Origin of the sequence: Sphingobium xanthum (genome assembly GCF_019737615.1) — a bacterium.
In the GTDB taxonomy this organism is placed as follows: Bacteria; Pseudomonadota; Alphaproteobacteria; order Sphingomonadales; family Sphingomonadaceae; genus Sphingobium; species Sphingobium xanthum.
Window position 1 is genome coordinate 569,838 of the sequence record NZ_JAHKKS010000001.1, and the last position, 14,953, is coordinate 584,790.

General features: G+C 64.6%; 14 protein-coding genes. 6 read left to right on the forward strand and 8 right to left on the reverse strand.

The genetic code is table 11. The annotated features are described in order from the left end of the window. Positions 1–69: 69 nt before the first annotated feature. Both KM135_RS02780 and KM135_RS02785 read right to left on the reverse strand, forming a co-directional pair. Positions 70–420 (reverse strand): hypothetical protein, encoded by a 351-nt coding sequence (locus tag KM135_RS02780; RefSeq protein WP_221712387.1) that lies wholly within the window; start codon positions 418–420, stop codon positions 70–72. A gap of 54 nt (positions 421–474) precedes the next feature. After that, complete coding sequence (locus KM135_RS02785) at positions 475–924, reverse strand: helix-turn-helix domain-containing protein (protein ID WP_221712388.1); 450 nt, start codon at positions 922–924, stop codon at positions 475–477. 241 nt (positions 925–1,165) lie between these two features. Here KM135_RS02785 and yajC point away from each other — a divergent pair, with 241 nt between their 5' ends. From yajC to KM135_RS02810, 5 genes are all read left to right on the forward strand, one after another. Continuing rightward, positions 1,166–1,498, forward strand: coding sequence for a preprotein translocase subunit YajC (gene yajC / locus KM135_RS02790; RefSeq protein WP_221712389.1), 333 nt, complete (start codon positions 1,166–1,168; stop codon positions 1,496–1,498). Between the two features lie 7 nt (positions 1,499–1,505). Continuing rightward, a complete protein-coding gene (gene secD, locus KM135_RS02795) occupies positions 1,506–4,076 on the forward strand; it encodes a protein translocase subunit SecD (protein ID WP_221712390.1) in 2,571 nt (856 codons plus the stop codon). A 19-nt stretch (positions 4,077–4,095) separates the two neighbouring features. Continuing rightward, on the forward strand, positions 4,096–4,473 hold the full coding sequence (locus KM135_RS02800; RefSeq protein WP_221712393.1) for an Mth938-like domain-containing protein: 378 nt from the start codon (positions 4,096–4,098) through the stop codon (positions 4,471–4,473). Positions 4,474–4,600: 127 nt separating this feature from the next. Continuing rightward, positions 4,601–4,957, forward strand: a complete 357-nt coding sequence (locus tag KM135_RS02805) for a hypothetical protein (RefSeq protein WP_221712394.1) — start codon at positions 4,601–4,603, stop codon at positions 4,955–4,957. A 175-nt stretch (positions 4,958–5,132) separates the two neighbouring features. Next, the gene (locus tag KM135_RS02810; RefSeq protein WP_221712396.1) at positions 5,133–5,660 is read left to right on the forward strand and encodes a 3'-5' exonuclease; all 528 of its coding nucleotides are present in this window, start codon (positions 5,133–5,135) and stop codon (positions 5,658–5,660) included. On the opposite strand, the gene KM135_RS02815 is transcribed toward KM135_RS02810, so the two are convergent. From KM135_RS02815 to KM135_RS02830, 4 genes are all read right to left on the reverse strand, one after another. Next, positions 5,657–6,586 carry a hemolysin family protein gene (locus KM135_RS02815; RefSeq protein ID WP_221712397.1) on the reverse strand — a complete coding sequence of 310 codons (930 nt, stop codon included), beginning with the start codon at positions 6,584–6,586 and terminating at the stop codon, positions 5,657–5,659. The two genes, KM135_RS02810 and KM135_RS02815, sit on opposite strands and share 4 nt — an antisense overlap. A gap of 8 nt (positions 6,587–6,594) precedes the next feature. Then, the gene (gene ybeY / locus KM135_RS02820) at positions 6,595–7,137 is read right to left on the reverse strand and encodes an rRNA maturation RNase YbeY (RefSeq protein ID WP_221712399.1); all 543 of its coding nucleotides are present in this window, start codon (positions 7,135–7,137) and stop codon (positions 6,595–6,597) included. Beyond that, complete coding sequence (locus KM135_RS02825; RefSeq protein WP_221712400.1) at positions 7,130–8,125, reverse strand: PhoH family protein; 996 nt, start codon at positions 8,123–8,125, stop codon at positions 7,130–7,132. The genes ybeY and KM135_RS02825 overlap by 8 nt, the downstream gene beginning before the upstream one ends. Before the next feature lie 314 nt (positions 8,126–8,439). After that, positions 8,440–9,633: an amidohydrolase family protein gene (locus KM135_RS02830; protein ID WP_221712402.1), complete on the reverse strand. Its 1,194-nt coding sequence runs from the start codon at positions 9,631–9,633 to the stop codon at positions 8,440–8,442. Between the two features lie 169 nt (positions 9,634–9,802). Between KM135_RS02830 and aldA the strand changes: the two genes are divergently transcribed. After that, positions 9,803–11,230: an aldehyde dehydrogenase gene (aldA, locus tag KM135_RS02835; RefSeq protein WP_221712404.1), complete on the forward strand. Its 1,428-nt coding sequence runs from the start codon at positions 9,803–9,805 to the stop codon at positions 11,228–11,230. 120 nt (positions 11,231–11,350) lie between these two features. Here aldA and KM135_RS02840 read toward each other — a convergent pair whose 3' ends face one another. Further along, entirely contained in the window at positions 11,351–13,291 is a 1,941-nt protein-coding gene (locus KM135_RS02840) for a flavin-containing monooxygenase (RefSeq protein ID WP_246605667.1), read from the reverse strand. Positions 13,292–13,382: 91 nt separating this feature from the next. Further along, a complete protein-coding gene (locus tag KM135_RS02845; protein ID WP_221712406.1) occupies positions 13,383–14,612 on the reverse strand; it encodes an SGNH/GDSL hydrolase family protein in 1,230 nt (409 codons plus the stop codon). Between the last annotated feature and the right edge of the window lie 341 nt (positions 14,613–14,953).

The following is a 14,953-nucleotide window of genomic DNA, read 5'->3' on the forward strand; positions in this document are numbered from 1 at the left end:
GATCGATGCGAAGCTTTCGTTCCTGACGCAATCCTGTCTGGCGACGGCATTGGTGGGGCCTTGCCGTCTTTACCGGGCGTGCTCAAGTTCGGCGATGGCGGGCGCGGGAGCGCGCGCGACGCCGAGGCCATCCGGGCAACCATAATCGATGACCTCGAGATTGCTGCCGCCCTTGATCGCGGTGAGATGCCGGACCACGGCGAGCATGTCGGCGCGGCCGGCCACGAGTTTGTCGAACCCGCGCACCATCCCTTCGAGCAGTTTCTGGCTCTGGGTCATGGGCAGGCCGGACTGTTCGCTCACCTCGAGGATCGAACTGGTGAGACGAGTCTCCGAGAGGATCGCGCGGTCGATCGCGGCGATGGTCGATTTCGTGTCTTCGGCGACGACGAGGCCGGCGGTTTCCTGAATCTTGAGCATAAGTCCTCCACGGCGCGGGAACGCGCCTTATGTCATGCGAAGTTCGTTGATCGGTTAGCTAAAGGCTTTGAACGCGCCGGAGATCAGCAGGGCCATCGCGATGACAGCCACGGTCGAGAGAAACGCGATCGAGACGATCTGGACGGTCTTGTGACCCAGAGTCTGCTCATTCACTTCGCCTCCCACCGGTGGCAGCAACTTCAGTCCCGCAGAGCTCGGATGTGTCCACGTCCCCTGCAGGTCCACAATGGCGGAATTTTCGTTATCGGTAAGTTCCGCCGCATGCCTAGGCAATTCTTGCCTATAAGTCGCGACGAGCCGCCCGGCCTCGCGCCGATCCGCGACGCCCAGCAACTGCGTGGCTGCCAGCACGTGATTATCCACGGTAGAGTGCGAGATTCCGAGCTTCCGGGCGATCTGCTTCGACGTGAAACCGAGCGCCACGAGCTCCAGACAAGCTCGCTGCCGCTCGGTCAGCCGGTTGATCACTTCGGGCTTCGACATGGTGCTATGTGGCGTGAGCACGCCATTGCTGTCACGCTCTTTTTTCGCCCATCCGGTGTGCGAATCGACGCGAATCGCGGCAGGCGATTCGGCGCGGTTCGGGACGGCGGGAACACCGATGCCGGTTGCCTGCGCGCAGGGGATATGCTAGCCGCGCGCCCTTGAACCAAGGCGCTCGGCTGCCGATCTGACGAGCCGAACCGTTCCTCACCCCGCATCACTGCGCTGCTCAAGGACTGCAATGTTCGCCAATTTCGCTCTCGCCGCTGCTGCCCCCGCTTCGTCCGGAGGTAGCATGATCGTCCAGTTCATCCCGCTGATCCTGCTGTTCGCGGTCTTCTATTTCCTGCTGATCCGCCCGCAGCAACAGCAGATGAAGCGCCACCGCGCCAAGATCGCGGCCGTCAAGAAGGGTGATCAGGTGGTGACCGGCGGCGGTCTGGTGGGCAAGGTGCTGCGCGTCGACGACACTTATGTCGATGTCGAGATCGCACCGAACGTCAAGGTCAAGGCGGTCAAGGGCACGCTCAGCGATGTCGTCGATCCGCTGACCGCCAAGCCCGCCAACGACTGAGCGTCCCATGCTGGACTTCCCGCGCTGGAAAATCTGGGCGATCTGCCTGACGCTGCTCGTCGGCTGCCTCTATGCGGTGCCGAGCTTCCTTCCCGAGAAGGTCACGGACCGGCTGCCTGCCTTCATGCAGGCGAAGGTCAATCTGGGCCTCGACCTCTCCGGCGGCAGCTACATCCTGCTCGAAGCCGAGACGGGAGACGTTGCCAAGCAGCGCATCGCCAACATGGAAGAGCAGGTCCGCACGGAACTGCGCCGTGGCGAGACGCGCATCGCGATCGGCGAGGTCTCGACGCGAGACAACCAGTTGCGCTTCATGGTCCGCGACCCGAGCCAGGTCGATGCGGCCGTCGAGCGCATCCGGCCGCTGACGCAGGGCGCCGGGATGACGGGCCAGCGCGACTTCAATGTCGAGGTGCGGGACGGCAACACGATCGTCGTGACGCCGACCGACGCCGGCCTCGCCAATGCCACCGAGCAGGCGATGCAGGTCGCGATCGAAGTCATCCGCAAGCGCATCGACGAGATGGGCACGCGCGAGCCGACCGTCATTCGCGAAGGCGCCAACCGCATTGTCGTGCAGGTGCCCGGCCTCCAGAACCCGACCGAGCTCAAGAACCTGCTCGGTCAGACCGCCAAGCTCGAGTTCAAGTTGGTCGATACCTCTGCCAATCCGGCCGATCTCGCGCGGAACATCGCGCCGATCGGCAGCGAGATCGTGCCCTATCCGGACAATCCGGCGGGCGTGCCGGTCATCGCGGTCAAGCGGCAGGTCATGGTCTCGGGCGACGAACTGATCGACGCCACGCAGGGCTATGACCAGCAGAGCAACGCACCGGTCGTCAACATCCGCTTCAATGGCTCGGGCGCCAACAAATTTGCTCGCACCACACAGCAGAACGTCAACAAGCCGTTCGCCATGCTGCTCGACGGTAAGGTGCTCTCGGCGCCGAACATCAACGAGCCGATTCTTGGCGGATCCGCGCAGATCAGCGGCAATTTCACCGTCGAGAGTGCCAACCAGCTCGCCATCGCGCTGCGATCCGGCAAGTTGCCGGTCGCGCTCAAGGTGGTGCAGGAATCGACTGTCAGCCCCGAGCTTGGCGCAGACTCGATCAAGGCGGGCGTGACGGCCTCCATCCTCGCGGTCGTCCTTGTCGCGGCCTTCATGTTCGTCGTCTATGGCCGCTGGGGCGTCTATGCCAATATCGCCGTGACCATCAACGTGCTGGTCATCCTGGGCGTCATGGGCCTGCTCAATGCCACGCTGACGCTCCCCGGTATTGCCGGCTTCGTTCTGACAATCGGCACCGCGGTGGACGCCAACGTCCTCATATACGAGCGCATCCGCGAGGAGCTGCGACGCGGCCGCGGCGTCGTCCAGGCGATCGAGTTCGGTTACAAGGAAGCCAGCCGCACCATCTTCGAGGCGAACGTGACGCATGCCATTGCCGGCGGCATCATGCTCGTGCTCGGCTCGGGGCCGGTCAAGGGCTTCGCGATCGTGCTGCTCATCGGCATCGCGACCAGCGTGTTCACCGCCGTAACGTTCACGCGCCTGCTCGCGACGACCTGGCTGCGCCGCAAGCGCCCGACCCAGATCAAGATGGGCCCGCTGCGCGTTGTGCCGGACAATACGAACATCGGCTTCGTGCGTGTCCGCCACATCGCCTTCATCATTACGGCGCTGCTGACCGTGGCGGCCGTGACGGTCACCTATACACGCGGCCTCAATCTGGGCGTGGACTTCGTCGGCGGCGTCTCCATCGAGGAGAAGTTCGCCACGCCGCCGCCGCTCGATCAGGTTCGTTCGACGGTCAACGGCCTCGGCCTCGGCGAAGCGACGCTGCAGCAGCTCGGCGGGCAGAATACGGTCTCGATCCGTCTGCCGCTGCCGGACTCGTCCGATCCGGCCGCGACCAATGTCGTGGTCGAGAAGGTGAAGGCCGCGCTGGCGAAGGAATTCCCCGGCGCGACGTTCAGCACTTACTCGACCGTGTCGGGCAAGGTCTCGGGCGAACTGATCCAGAACGGCGTGCTGGCGGTGGTGCTGGCGATCATCGGCATCGCGATCTTCTCGTGGTTCCGGTACGAATGGCAATTCGGCGTTTCGACCGCCGTCGCCATCGTCCACGACGTGCTGATGACGATGGGCTTCTTCGCGCTGACGCAGCTCGTCTTCGATCTCAACATCGTCGCGGCGGTGCTCACGATCATCGGCTATTCGATCAACGACAAGATGGTGATCGACGACCGTATCCGCGAGAATATGCGCAAATACCGCAAGATGGGAATGAAGGAACTCATCGACCTCTCGGTTAACGAGACCCTGCCGCGCACGATCATGACCTCGTTCACGATCATGCTGGCGCTGGGCGCATTGCTCATCTTCGGTGGCCATGTGCTGCGCGGCTTCACCGCCGCGATGATGCTGGGCATCGTGGTCGGCACCTATTCGTCGGTCTATGTCTCGTCCTCGCTGCTCATCACGCTCGGCCTCAAGCCGAACCTGACGGACAAGAAGGTGACGAAAGGCATCGCCGCCAATGCGGAGCGCGTCGGTCCTCGCAACGAGGGCTGACACGCCGCCGGCCTCCAGCATGGAACTGCGTCGTGAGGAGATACCACAAGGCCCGATCATCACGGGCTTTGCCGGGCATGGCTTTCGCGTCGGCGAGCGCGTTTATGCGCGCGGGCTGTTGATCGATCCGGGCGGCGTCATCGCATGGGACGCGCCCGAAGGTATCGAGCAACTGGAGCCGGCAATGATCGCGCCCCTGCTCGATCTCGATCCGATACCGGAATTCCTGCTGCTGGGCACGGGCGTCCGGCTTTTGCAGCCGCCGCGCAGCTTGGTCCGCGTGATCGAGGCGCGCGGCCTCGGCGTCGAGGTCATGGACAGCCGAGCCGCCGCCCGGGCCTGGGGTGTGCTGCGGCAGGAGGAACGCCAGGTCGTCGGTGCGCTGATGCCGCTCTGAGGCTGGCGCGGTCGCTCCTCTCGTTCCGCTGATAACTGACGCCGCCGCGACAACCATTTGTTCAGCCAGCAGTCAGCATGGTTTCGCCATGTCACCTGCACTGAAGATGTGGGAGGAGCATCGATCCATGGCGCGTGATATTTTCGATAGCCGTCTCGGCAGGGCGCTGATGACCGGCGTGCCCGTTGCGCTCGCGATCCTGGGTGCGGAGATGCTCGACGGTGCGTGGAAGCTCGATCGCGATCACGGCGCTGTTTCGCTCAGCTGGGCATCGACGCAGGACACCGCGCTCGCCGCCGCCAAGCCTGCGCTGCGCCTCACGACCTGCATTGGCGATGGCTGTGGCCGCTTCTCGGTTGCGGTCTCGGTGCCCGAAAATCACATCGGGACGGAAGTCGCCTCGCTCGCGCGCTCGATGGTCTCCGTCGTGACCGGCGAATGCACCGAAGGACGGACGGACGAGCGCTCGCTCGCAACGGCCTGAACGGCCCGCCAGGGCGCCTGGCTACCTTAGGTCAAATCTTAACCTCATCACGCTAGTCTCCGCGCGCCTTCGCAGGACCAGAGGACAGAAGCCAACCACGGCCGGACTGCGGGCAGGAACGAGAGGATGGGGGCTCGGACGGCGAGAGGCCGTTCGTCAGCCCGAGGAAGCGTGCATGTCCTTCATCGCCATAGACTTTGAGGCAAGCTGCCTGCCGCAATTCGGCAGGTCGTTTCCGATCGAGGTCGGCATTGCAAGTTCGCACGGCTGGAGCCGCTCGTGGCTGATCCAGCCGCATGAAAGCTGGGCGGGCTGGGACTGGACGCAGGAAGCGCAGGCGCTGCATGGCCTCACGACCGAGAAGCTGAACGGCGAGGGCTTGCCGGTGCAGGACGTCGTGCGGTTGCTGCGCATGGCTGTCGGCTCGAGCGACGTGATCGCCGACAGCTATCTGGACGACGACTGGTCGCGCACGCTGTTCGACGCAGCGGGCGAGGCGGAGCATCTGCCGGTGCATTGCCTGGCGGACCTGCAGGCCTTCCACGAGATCGACCCGCAGCGGCTGAGGCAGGCCATTGCCGAGGCCGACTTACAGCGCACGCGCCGCCACCGGGCGGAGGACGACGCACGCTGGCTGGTGCGGATGCTGCGGGAACTCGATCTCGACAGCGGGGGCCAACTGATGCCTGCGCGCGCGGCCTAATCCTCCAGCGCAGCTTCCACTTCTTCCGGCGGGTGGAGGCGCACACGGGTCACGTGCCGGCTGTCGCCGCTCACGATCTCGATGCGCCAGCCGCTTTCCTCATGGGTCAGGCATTCGCCGATCGACGGCACCTTGCCGGCGATGACGAAGGCGAGGCCGCCGATCGTGTCGACGTCCGAATCCGTTTCGGCGAGCCGCGGATCGATCTCCTTGGCGATATCGTCGAGCTCGGCGCGGGCGTCGGCATCCCAGATGCCATCCTCGAGCGGGACCAGCATGGCCTCCGGCTCGTCGTCATGCTCGTCCTCGATATCGCCGACGATTTCCTCGACCAGATCCTCGATCGTCAGCAGGCCGTCCGTGCCGGAATATTCATCCAGCACGATGGCGAGATGCGTGCGCTTGGCGCGCATCTCGTGCAGCAGATCGAGCACGCCCATGCTCTGGGGCACGTAAAGCGGCTGGCGGATCAGCCCTTCCAGGCTTTCCGGATGCGGCTCGTCTTTCGCCAGGATCGCGAAGGCATCGCGGATGTGTATCATGCCCGTGATGTGGTCGAGCGTCTCCTGGAAGACCGGGATGCGGCTGTGCCCGCACTCGACGAACAGCGCCATCAGCTCGGCGAAGCTCGCATCCTGCGAAATGGCGATGATCTCGCCGCGCGGCACGGCCACGTCGTCCACCGTATGCTCGCTGAAGTGGAGCATGTTCATGAGCATCTGACGCTCGATCGGCGCTAGATCGCCCTTGGCGGGCGCGGGCGCTTCCTGCTCGTCATAGGTTTCGATGACGTGCTCAAGCTCCTGGCGAAGGCTCGTCGTCTCTTGTTCGCCGAACAGCAGGGCCCGCAGGCCCCGCCATATTCGCCCGCCTTCGCTACTACTCTCGCCTTCTTTCGAGGGGGATGGCGTGGCTGTCTCGGACATCGTTCTGGTCAAATCCCTGTTTCGTCAATCGGGCCGGCATGGCCATTGCCCCGGTCCCCATATGGATCAGGCAGACCCAGCGTTTCAAGAGCGCGTATTTCGAGCGCCTCCATCGCCTCGGCCTCGGCATCGTTCTCATGGTCGTGACCGACGAGGTGCAGCGTGCCGTGGACGATGAGATGCGCGGTGTGATCCGCCAGCGAAATGCCGCGCTCATGCGCCTCCCGCGCGCAGGTTTCCTGGGCAAGGATGATGTCGCCCAGCAACACTTCTCCGTCGTCCGTATTGTCCAGCGCGCCGATCAGATCGGCCTGGACCATCGGGAAGGAGAGGACGTTGGTCGGCTTGTCCTTGCCGCGATAGGCGGCATTGAGCTGCCGCACCTCGGCATCGTCGGAGAGCTTGATCGAAACCTCGACGGCCATGTCCTTGTCCAGCAAGTCGGCATCGGCGGTCTGGAGCAGGGCGGCATGGACGGCCCTTTGCGCGAGTGCATCCCAGTTCGTCTCGTCGGTCCAGAGGGCGCCGGTATCCGTGATCACCTCAAGCATTGGGGCCTTCATAGGCCGCGACGATGCGGCCGACGATCGGGTGGCGCACGACGTCGGCGGTGGTGAAGCGGCTGACGGCGATGCCCTCGATCCCTTCCAGGCGCTCGACAGCATCAGCGAGGCCCGATGCGCCGGGCTGCGGCAAGTCGACCTGCTTGGGGTCGCCGCAAATGACCATGCGGCTGCCTTCGCCGAAGCGGGTGAGGAACATCTTCATCTGGGCGATCGTCGTGTTCTGGGCTTCGTCGAGGATGATGAAGGCGTTGGCGAGCGTGCGGCCACGCATGAAGGCGAGCGGCGCGATCTCGATCTCGCCCGAGGCAATGCGGCGCTCGACCTGCTCGGCCGGCAATGTATCGTGCAGCGCATCGTAGAGCGGGCGGAGATAGGGATCGACCTTCTCCTTCATGTCGCCGGGCAGGAAGCCGAGCTTTTCGCCCGCTTCCACGGCCGGGCGCGAGAGGATCAGACGATCCACCGAGCCGGTAATCAGTTGGCTGACGGCCTGCGCGACGGCGAGATAGGTCTTGCCGGTGCCCGCCGGGCCGAGCGCGAAGATCAGCTCGTTGCGGCCGAGCGCCTCCATGTAGAGGCCCTGATTGGCCGAGCGCGGCACGATCGTCTTCTTGCGCGTGCGGATCATCACCTTGGGCGGCTCCGACACGTCGTGGCGAATAATGCCGTCCAGCGTCGGCTCGGCCGACATGGCGATCACGGCTTCCACCGCGCCGGTGTCGATCTGCTGACCGACCGCGAGGCGGTTGTAGAGACCCTGCAGCACGTCGCGCGCGCGGGCGGCGGCTTCCGCCTCGCCCTCGATCTGCAGCTTCTGCCCGCGCGCGGCGATATAGACGCCGAGCCGGTTCTCGATCGCCACCAGATTCTGGTCATATTCGCCGAACAGGGCGCCGAGCAGATAGGGCTTGTCGAAAACGAGCTCCAGCCGGGCTCTCTCGCCGGCTTCGGCCGGGGCGTGACGCTTAGCCAAGAACTGGCTTCCTTGAGCGACTCATTGCGCGGTGCGCGATGGGATATGCTGTCATCGACGATCTACATGCCAGAGAGAGGAGCGGGGGGACAAGCGCTAAGTCTGGCGGCGCTGCGCTTTGTCCATGATCGGGAAATTGGCGCAATATTCTTGCGAAGGTTCGGAAAGTTCGGGGGTCGGGCACAAAATAAAACGGCATAGGCGACTGATTGATCGATTGGGTCGATCAGGTGGCGGACTATGCTTTTACGCATCTGCATGACGCCGTCATGGCATTGGGCGTGCCGTGTAGGACAGCCTAATTCTAAACGGACCTAGACCGGCGAGGCCAGCTTCCCGCCCAAGACCGTCGCGGTCGCAAACAGCTTTTGCGTCGCCGGGCGCTTGCCGTTCGCATTGTCGATCAGGTCGAAAATACCGTCGCGCAGCTCCAGAACGGCGATGTCCGCAACCGCGCCGGGCGCCAGCGTGCCACGGCCCTTGAACAGCGGGAAAGCGCGGGCAGCGTTGATCGTCGCCATGGCCACGACCTGATCGAGCGGGACGCCGAAGCTCAGCATGTCCGACATGATCGTTGGCATGTTGATGTCCAGCTTCGCGCCGCCGAGCGTCCAGTCGGTCGAGAGCGTGTCGGGAAGGAAGCCCTGCTGCACGCAGCGATCGACGACATCCCAAGTGATATGGCCGCGCGTGCCGTGACCCCAGTCGAACAGGATGCCGCGCTGGCGGGCCGAGAGCGCCTCGGGGATCAGCTTGCCGTCGGCATCGATGATCGCATTGGGCGGCGGCGCGAACATGTGCGTGACGATGTCGCCGGGCTTCAGCAGCTCGAACAGCTTGCCGGCGGGCGTGTAGGTCTGGCCGATGTGGATCATCAGCGGGATGCCGAAAGGGCGCGTCGCTTCCTGCGCACGGCGCAACACTTCGAGGTCGTGATCGCCGGTGATATTGCGCGAGAGGCGGGCCTTCACGCCGACCACGACATCGCGATGCGCGGCGATGGCGGCGCGGGCGGCGGGCACGTCGGCGAGGCTGAGGTCCATCGTCTCGCCGGTGCCGATCATGACGCCCTTGCGGCCGATGTTGAGCAGCAAGGCGGCTTTCTGCGGCGAGGCCTTCACGGCGGCGACGCCGGACTCGACGGTCTCGGCGCCTTGCCAGCCGGTCTCGATCCAGCCGGTGACGCCGTCCGCGAGCATCAGGGCCGAGCTGGTGGGATCGACCGTTGCGTGCGTGTGGATGTCGATGAGGCCGGGGACGACGATCTTGCCGGTCGTGTCCAGGGTTTTCGCCTTGCCGGGGGCGATGCTCGGCCTGAGCGCGATGATCCTGCCGCGCGAGACCGCGATATCGAGCGTCGCATCGATCTTGCGCGAGGGATCGATGACGCGGCCGCCCTTGATGACGAGATCGGGCGGGGTGGCGGCGAGGGCGTGGCCATCGATGCCGACGAGGGCGGCGGCGCCGGCCATGGTCATGACGTCCCTGCGGTGCCAGTTCGTCGCCATATCATCTCCTCCTGATCGCATGGATCGGCCTGTTGCCGGCCGCTCGCTCGATCATAACCATGTGGTCCTTTGACGCTACCGCTTTTGCCGAAAGTCTCGCCATGGGCGTGACTTATCCTTGGGCCTCGCTATAGTCCGATTCCATAACATGTTAAGGAAAGGGTGCTCGATGCTTGCCAATTATATCGACGGTCGTTTCGTGCCGGCAAGCGGCGCCGCGGCGATTCCGGTGCTCAATCCGGCGCGCGGCACGGTGATCGCGGAAATCCCGGATTCCTCGCGCGGAGTCGTCGATGAGGCGATTGGCGCCGCGCGGCGGGCGCAGGCGGGCTGGGGCGCCCATACCAATGGCGAGCGCGCGGCCTATCTGAAGCGGATCGCGGCCAAGCTGCGCGACAATCACGAGGCGCTGGCGCGGACCCTGAGCGAGGAAGTCGGCAAGCTGCTCGATCTCGCACGGGCCGAGGTGAGCACGACCGCCAATTTCATCGACTATATGGCGGAATGGGCGCTGCGCATCGAAGGCGAGATCGTGCCGAGCGACCGGCGCGGCGAGACCATCCTGATGCTGCGCAAGCCGATGGGCGTGATCGGCGGCATCCTGCCCTGGAATTTCCCGTTCTTCCTGATCGCACGGAAGATGGCGCCGGCGCTGCTGACCGGCAACACCATCGTCATCAAGCCGAGCGAGGAGACGCCGGGCAATGCCGATTTCTTCGCGCGGCTGCTCGACGAATGCGATCTGCCGCCGGGCGTGTTCAACATCGTCCACGGCACCGGCAAGACGGTCGGCGAGGCAATTTCGAGCCACAAGGGCATCGACATGGTGAGCTTCACCGGCAGCGTGCCGACCGGCATCGAGATCATGAAGCAGGCGGCGGCGAACGTCACCAAGGTCAATCTGGAACTGGGCGGCAAGGCGCCGGCGATCGTGATGGACGATGCCGATCTCGATATCGCCATCCCGGCGATCCGCATCTCGCGCATCCTCAACAACGGCCAGGTCTGCAATTGCGCCGAGCGCGTCTATGTCCAGCGCGGCATCGCGGACGAGTTCACCGACAGGTTCGTCGCGGCGATGGAGCAGCTGAGCTTCGGCGATCCGCTCGGCAATGCGGCGGTCGATATGGGGCCGCTGATCCACGAGAAGGCGGCGAAGCGCGTGGCCGGGATGGTCGAGGCGGCGATGGCGGAAGGCGCGACCTTGCTGACCGGCGGCGCGCATCGCGAGGTCGGCGGCGGCCATTATTTCGAGCCGACAGTGCTCACCGGCTGCGCGCAATCCTCCGACATGATCCAGAAGGAGATTTTCGGGCCGGTGCTGCCGATCCATGTGGTCGACGATCTGGACGAGGCGATCGCGAAATCCAACGACAGCGATTTCGGCCTGACTTCATCGATTTATACCAAGAGTCTGTCGAATATTCTCAAGGCGACGGCGGATCTGAATTTCGGCGAGACCTATGTGAACCGGGAGAATATGGAGGCGATGCAGGGCTTTCATGCGGGGATGCGCAAGTCGGGGATCGGCGGCGCGGACGGGAAGCATGGGCTGCTGGAATATACGCAGACGCAGATGGTGTATTTGCAGAATTAGGTCCGCTCTCTCGCCGTCACCCCAGCGAACGCTGGGGTCTCGTCCGGTCGGGCGCGCTGCTGCCGCCTGAGACCCCAGCTTTCGCTGGGGTGACGGGAAGGGGGTGGTGCCGGGACTAACTCACCGCACGTCGAGATCGTTGAAATCAGGGCGGCGGAGGAAATTCCAGTTCTCGGTGCCGCTGAACGGGTTCATGCCGGGTGAGCGGCCGCTTTCCCAATAATAGCTATGCGCGCGGCGGTCGCTCCAGACGCGCTGGGCGTTCTTCTCGTCGACGAGCTCGTTGTAGCGCCAATAGGCCGCTTCCTTCACCTCGACCGAGTCCTTGCCCTCGAGGATCAGCTTCTCGATGCACTGGAGCGCATAGGCCGTCGTCAGCTCGTGATAGGCGGCGACTTGCAGGCCGCCATTGGTGTTCGGCCCGTAGATCGACCAGAGATTGGGGAAGCCGGGCATCATCGAGCCGATATAGGCACGGGCGCCGCCCTCGGCCCAGAGTTGGTCGATGGTGAGGCCGTCGCGTCCCGTGATCTGCATCGGGTAGAGGTACTGGTTGGCCTTGAAGCCGGTCGCATAGACGATGATGTCGACATCGTGCTGCGTGCCGGCGCCGTCCTCGATGCCGCCCTCGTTGATGCGCGCGACGCCGTCGGTCACGAGCGTGACCTTGTCCATCATGAGCGCGTCGAGGATGCAATATTCCCTATCGACCAGCACGGCGCGGGCGGACCAGACGGGGTGCTTGGGCGTCATGATCTCGACGAGCGTCCTGTCGCCCAGCTTGCGGTCGCCGAGCTTCTCCTGAAGGAACTCGACGGCCTGATCACGCAGCCGCTTGTTGGTCGGGTTGACGCTGTAGGGATCGTCGAAGTCCGGATCGATCTCGGTCATGCGCACGAAATCGTCGCTGGTGCGATAGCTGCTGCGCAGGCGCAGGAAATTGCTGTGATAGGGCAGGTTGCGGTCGAGCCAGAGGAGCTGCTCGGGCACTTTGCCGAGATAGCCGGGGATCGCCATCAGCCATTGCGGCGTACGCTGGAAGACGGTGACGTGGGCGGCGTCCTTCACCAGCTCGGGGACGAGCTGATAGCCGGTGCAGCCGGTGCCGATCACCGCGACCTTCTTGCCGGTGAGGTCCATGCCGACCGGCCAGTGGCCCGTGTGCCAGGCTGGCCCCTTGAAGCGCTCCATACCCTCGATGGTCGGCATGTTGGGCCGGTTGAGGAAGCCGACCGAGGTGATGACGGCATTGGAGCGATGGGTGCGCCTGCCCTGCGGTCCGTCGATTTCGATTTCCCATTCGGACGCGGCCTCGTCCCAGGTGAGCGTCTTCACTTCGGTGTTGAAGACGATCTCGTCGCGCAGGTCGAATTCGTCGGCGACCCAGTCGAAATATTTCTGGTTCTGCTCCTGCGGCGCGAAGGCATAGGGGCAGGGGAAATTGACGCCGTAAATGTGCGAATAGAGGCGGCTGGGAGAGTCCACGCGGGCGCCGGGATAGCGGTTCTCGTACCAGGTGCCGCCGACGCCGTCGTTCTTCTCGAAGATCGTGTAGTTGATGCCGGCGCGCTTCAGCTGCAGCGCGGCGTTGAGGCCGCCCATGCCGGTGCCGATGACGGTGACGGTGAAGGCGTCCAGCGCCCTGGGGTCGGGTGTCGCTTGCCATTGCAGGGCGCGGGCCCAGGGATCGAGCGCCATTTCCTCGCTCGCCATGCCGAAATCCTCGTCCGGCACGGGTTCGCCCATGGTGAGGTCCATGGCCTGGCGCACGCGGGCGGGATCATAGCCGATCGGGCCGGCACCGGCATCGCGATAGGCCTTGAGGAAATCGGCGGCCTTGCGGCGGATCAGGGCGACGTCGTCGTCGTCGGCCAGGGCGAAGCGCTCCATATAGCCGAGCGTGACGGGCTTGACCGGCGTGGCTGCGATCTCGGGGTCGTTGGTCAGCAGCCAGATGAGCCCGCGCAGCACCATCGGCTCAGTATAGGCCACGGCCCCGTCGATATCGGCATCGCTCGCATCGAGCAGCTCCGGCCGCACGGCCGCTTCCATCGTCGCCATCGTCTCTCCCTCCAGCGCGCTTCAGCTTTTTGCTGATTTATCGGTCTGGATACGCCGTTGGGGGAAGAGCCGCTTGCTCGTGCCGGAAGCCCTATTTGAATAGGCCGAGGTCGATCGACTCCCCGACGGCCTTGAGGCCCGTGTCGCTGCCATGGAGATGGTCGCCCATATGATAGCCCTCCCGCATCTGCTGGGGGTCGGATGGGTCGGCGAAGGCCGCGTCGAGCCGAACGATGCCGTCGAACGCGCCGCTGGTGAGGATCCAGTAGTTGATGCGATCACGCGCCGCCTCGCCCTCGGGCGACCAATAGGCCGCGCCTTTGTAGGGGCCGATGGGCGAGCCGATGACCTTGATGCCCTTCTCGTGGGCGCGGGCGATGAGCTGCTTGTAGCCGGCGATCATCTGCTCGACGGTGATTTCGGGCTGATCGAGTACGAACGGCGGCTGTCCGCCCTCACCGGGCGTCGCGCGGCGGAAACGGTTGCCGATGTCGTTCACGCCTTCGAACATGATGAGATATTTGACGTTGGGCAGGCTGAGGACGTCCTCGTCGAAGCGGGCGAGGGCGGCCTCGCCCATGCCGGGACTGAGGATACGGTTGCCACTGATCCCGGCATTGGCGACGGCCCATTCATGGCCGGCGGCTTGAAGGCGATCGGCGAGGATATCGGGCCAGCGGCGGTTGGCGCCGGGTGTCGATCCCACGCCGTCCGTGATGGAGTCGCCGAAGGTGACGATGGTGCCGCGCGCATCGGGCGAGTCCACTTCCACGGCGCTGAGGAAGGCGCGGAACATGGCTTTCGACGCCGGGGTGAACGGCTTGCCGACATGATTGCCCGGCGGGGAGACGGCGAGTTCGTCGAGGCCGGTGAGGTGGCAGGTGCAAGGGCCGGTTGCCTTGGGGAGATAGAATTCGACCTTGAGCCGTGCGAGGTCCGGCACGTCGAGCGCGACCGCATCGCTGACGAACGGCGCGCCGCGCGGGATGACGGCGACGGGATCGCCGCCGAAGGTCAACATGCGCGCGCTGCCGGCGATTTCCTGTCCCTTGTCGTCGATGCGCACGACGCGCGCCGAGGCGATTTCGAGCGGATGCGGGCCGTAGCGGTTAGAGAAGCGCAGGCGCAGCCTCGTGCCGCCCTCGGTGACGCGCAGGATCTGGCTCAGCGTCACATTCTCGAAGGTCGCGGCGGCGAACATGCCCTGCGTCGTAACGGGCGCATGCGGCGCGGCGGTCCAGCTTGCGACCCATTCGGCCTGGGCAGGCGCGGCGAGCGCGATGAGGGCGGCGGCGCAGATCGATCCGGCGCGAAGGGACATGATGGCTCTCTCCTGAGCGGCCGCGCTCTGGTGGCGGCCTGCGGGAGAGGTTAGCGGAGCGGCGTTCTTGCTGCCAAGAGGCCTTTCCGGGAACGCGCATGTGAAATGCCCACATGGCGGGCAAATGCAGCAATGGCTGATGTGGGTGGGGAGCGGAACGTCCGCTATTGGGCAGCGAAAGGAAAAGCTGCCGCTAACTGGTGGCTCCATCCTCGAGATACACGTGCCTTATCAATGCCACCACTGCGATAAGGGGGAAAAAGGTTTTCAAGACTACTGGGCCTGACGGAAGCACTTTAAACAGGTTTATGACTGGGATCGAAACACCGAATAGTAGGATC

Bases quoted from the DNA above. Each gene is read 5' to 3' on its own strand.
- KM135_RS02780 (WP_221712387.1), bottom strand. From the start codon at position 420: ATGCTCAAGATTCAGGAAACCGCCGGCCTCGTCGTCGCCGAAGACACG.
- KM135_RS02785 (WP_221712388.1), bottom strand. From the start codon at position 924: ATGTCGAAGCCCGAAGTGATCAACCGGCTGACCGAGCGGCAGCGAGCT.
- yajC (WP_221712389.1), top strand. From the start codon at position 1,166: ATGTTCGCCAATTTCGCTCTCGCCGCTGCTGCCCCCGCTTCGTCCGGA.
- secD (WP_221712390.1), top strand. From the start codon at position 1,506: ATGCTGGACTTCCCGCGCTGGAAAATCTGGGCGATCTGCCTGACGCTG.
- KM135_RS02800 (WP_221712393.1), top strand. From the start codon at position 4,096: ATGGAACTGCGTCGTGAGGAGATACCACAAGGCCCGATCATCACGGGC.
- KM135_RS02805 (WP_221712394.1), top strand. From the start codon at position 4,601: ATGGCGCGTGATATTTTCGATAGCCGTCTCGGCAGGGCGCTGATGACC.
- KM135_RS02810 (WP_221712396.1), top strand. From the start codon at position 5,133: ATGTCCTTCATCGCCATAGACTTTGAGGCAAGCTGCCTGCCGCAATTC.
- KM135_RS02815 (WP_221712397.1), bottom strand. From the start codon at position 6,586: ATGTCCGAGACAGCCACGCCATCCCCCTCGAAAGAAGGCGAGAGTAGT.
- ybeY (WP_221712399.1), bottom strand. From the start codon at position 7,137: ATGCTTGAGGTGATCACGGATACCGGCGCCCTCTGGACCGACGAGACG.
- KM135_RS02830 (WP_221712402.1), bottom strand. From the start codon at position 9,633: ATGGCGACGAACTGGCACCGCAGGGACGTCATGACCATGGCCGGCGCC.
- aldA (WP_221712404.1), top strand. From the start codon at position 9,803: ATGCTTGCCAATTATATCGACGGTCGTTTCGTGCCGGCAAGCGGCGCC.
- KM135_RS02840 (WP_246605667.1), bottom strand. From the start codon at position 13,291: ATGGCGACGATGGAAGCGGCCGTGCGGCCGGAGCTGCTCGATGCGAGC.
- KM135_RS02845 (WP_221712406.1), bottom strand. From the start codon at position 14,612: ATGTCCCTTCGCGCCGGATCGATCTGCGCCGCCGCCCTCATCGCGCTC.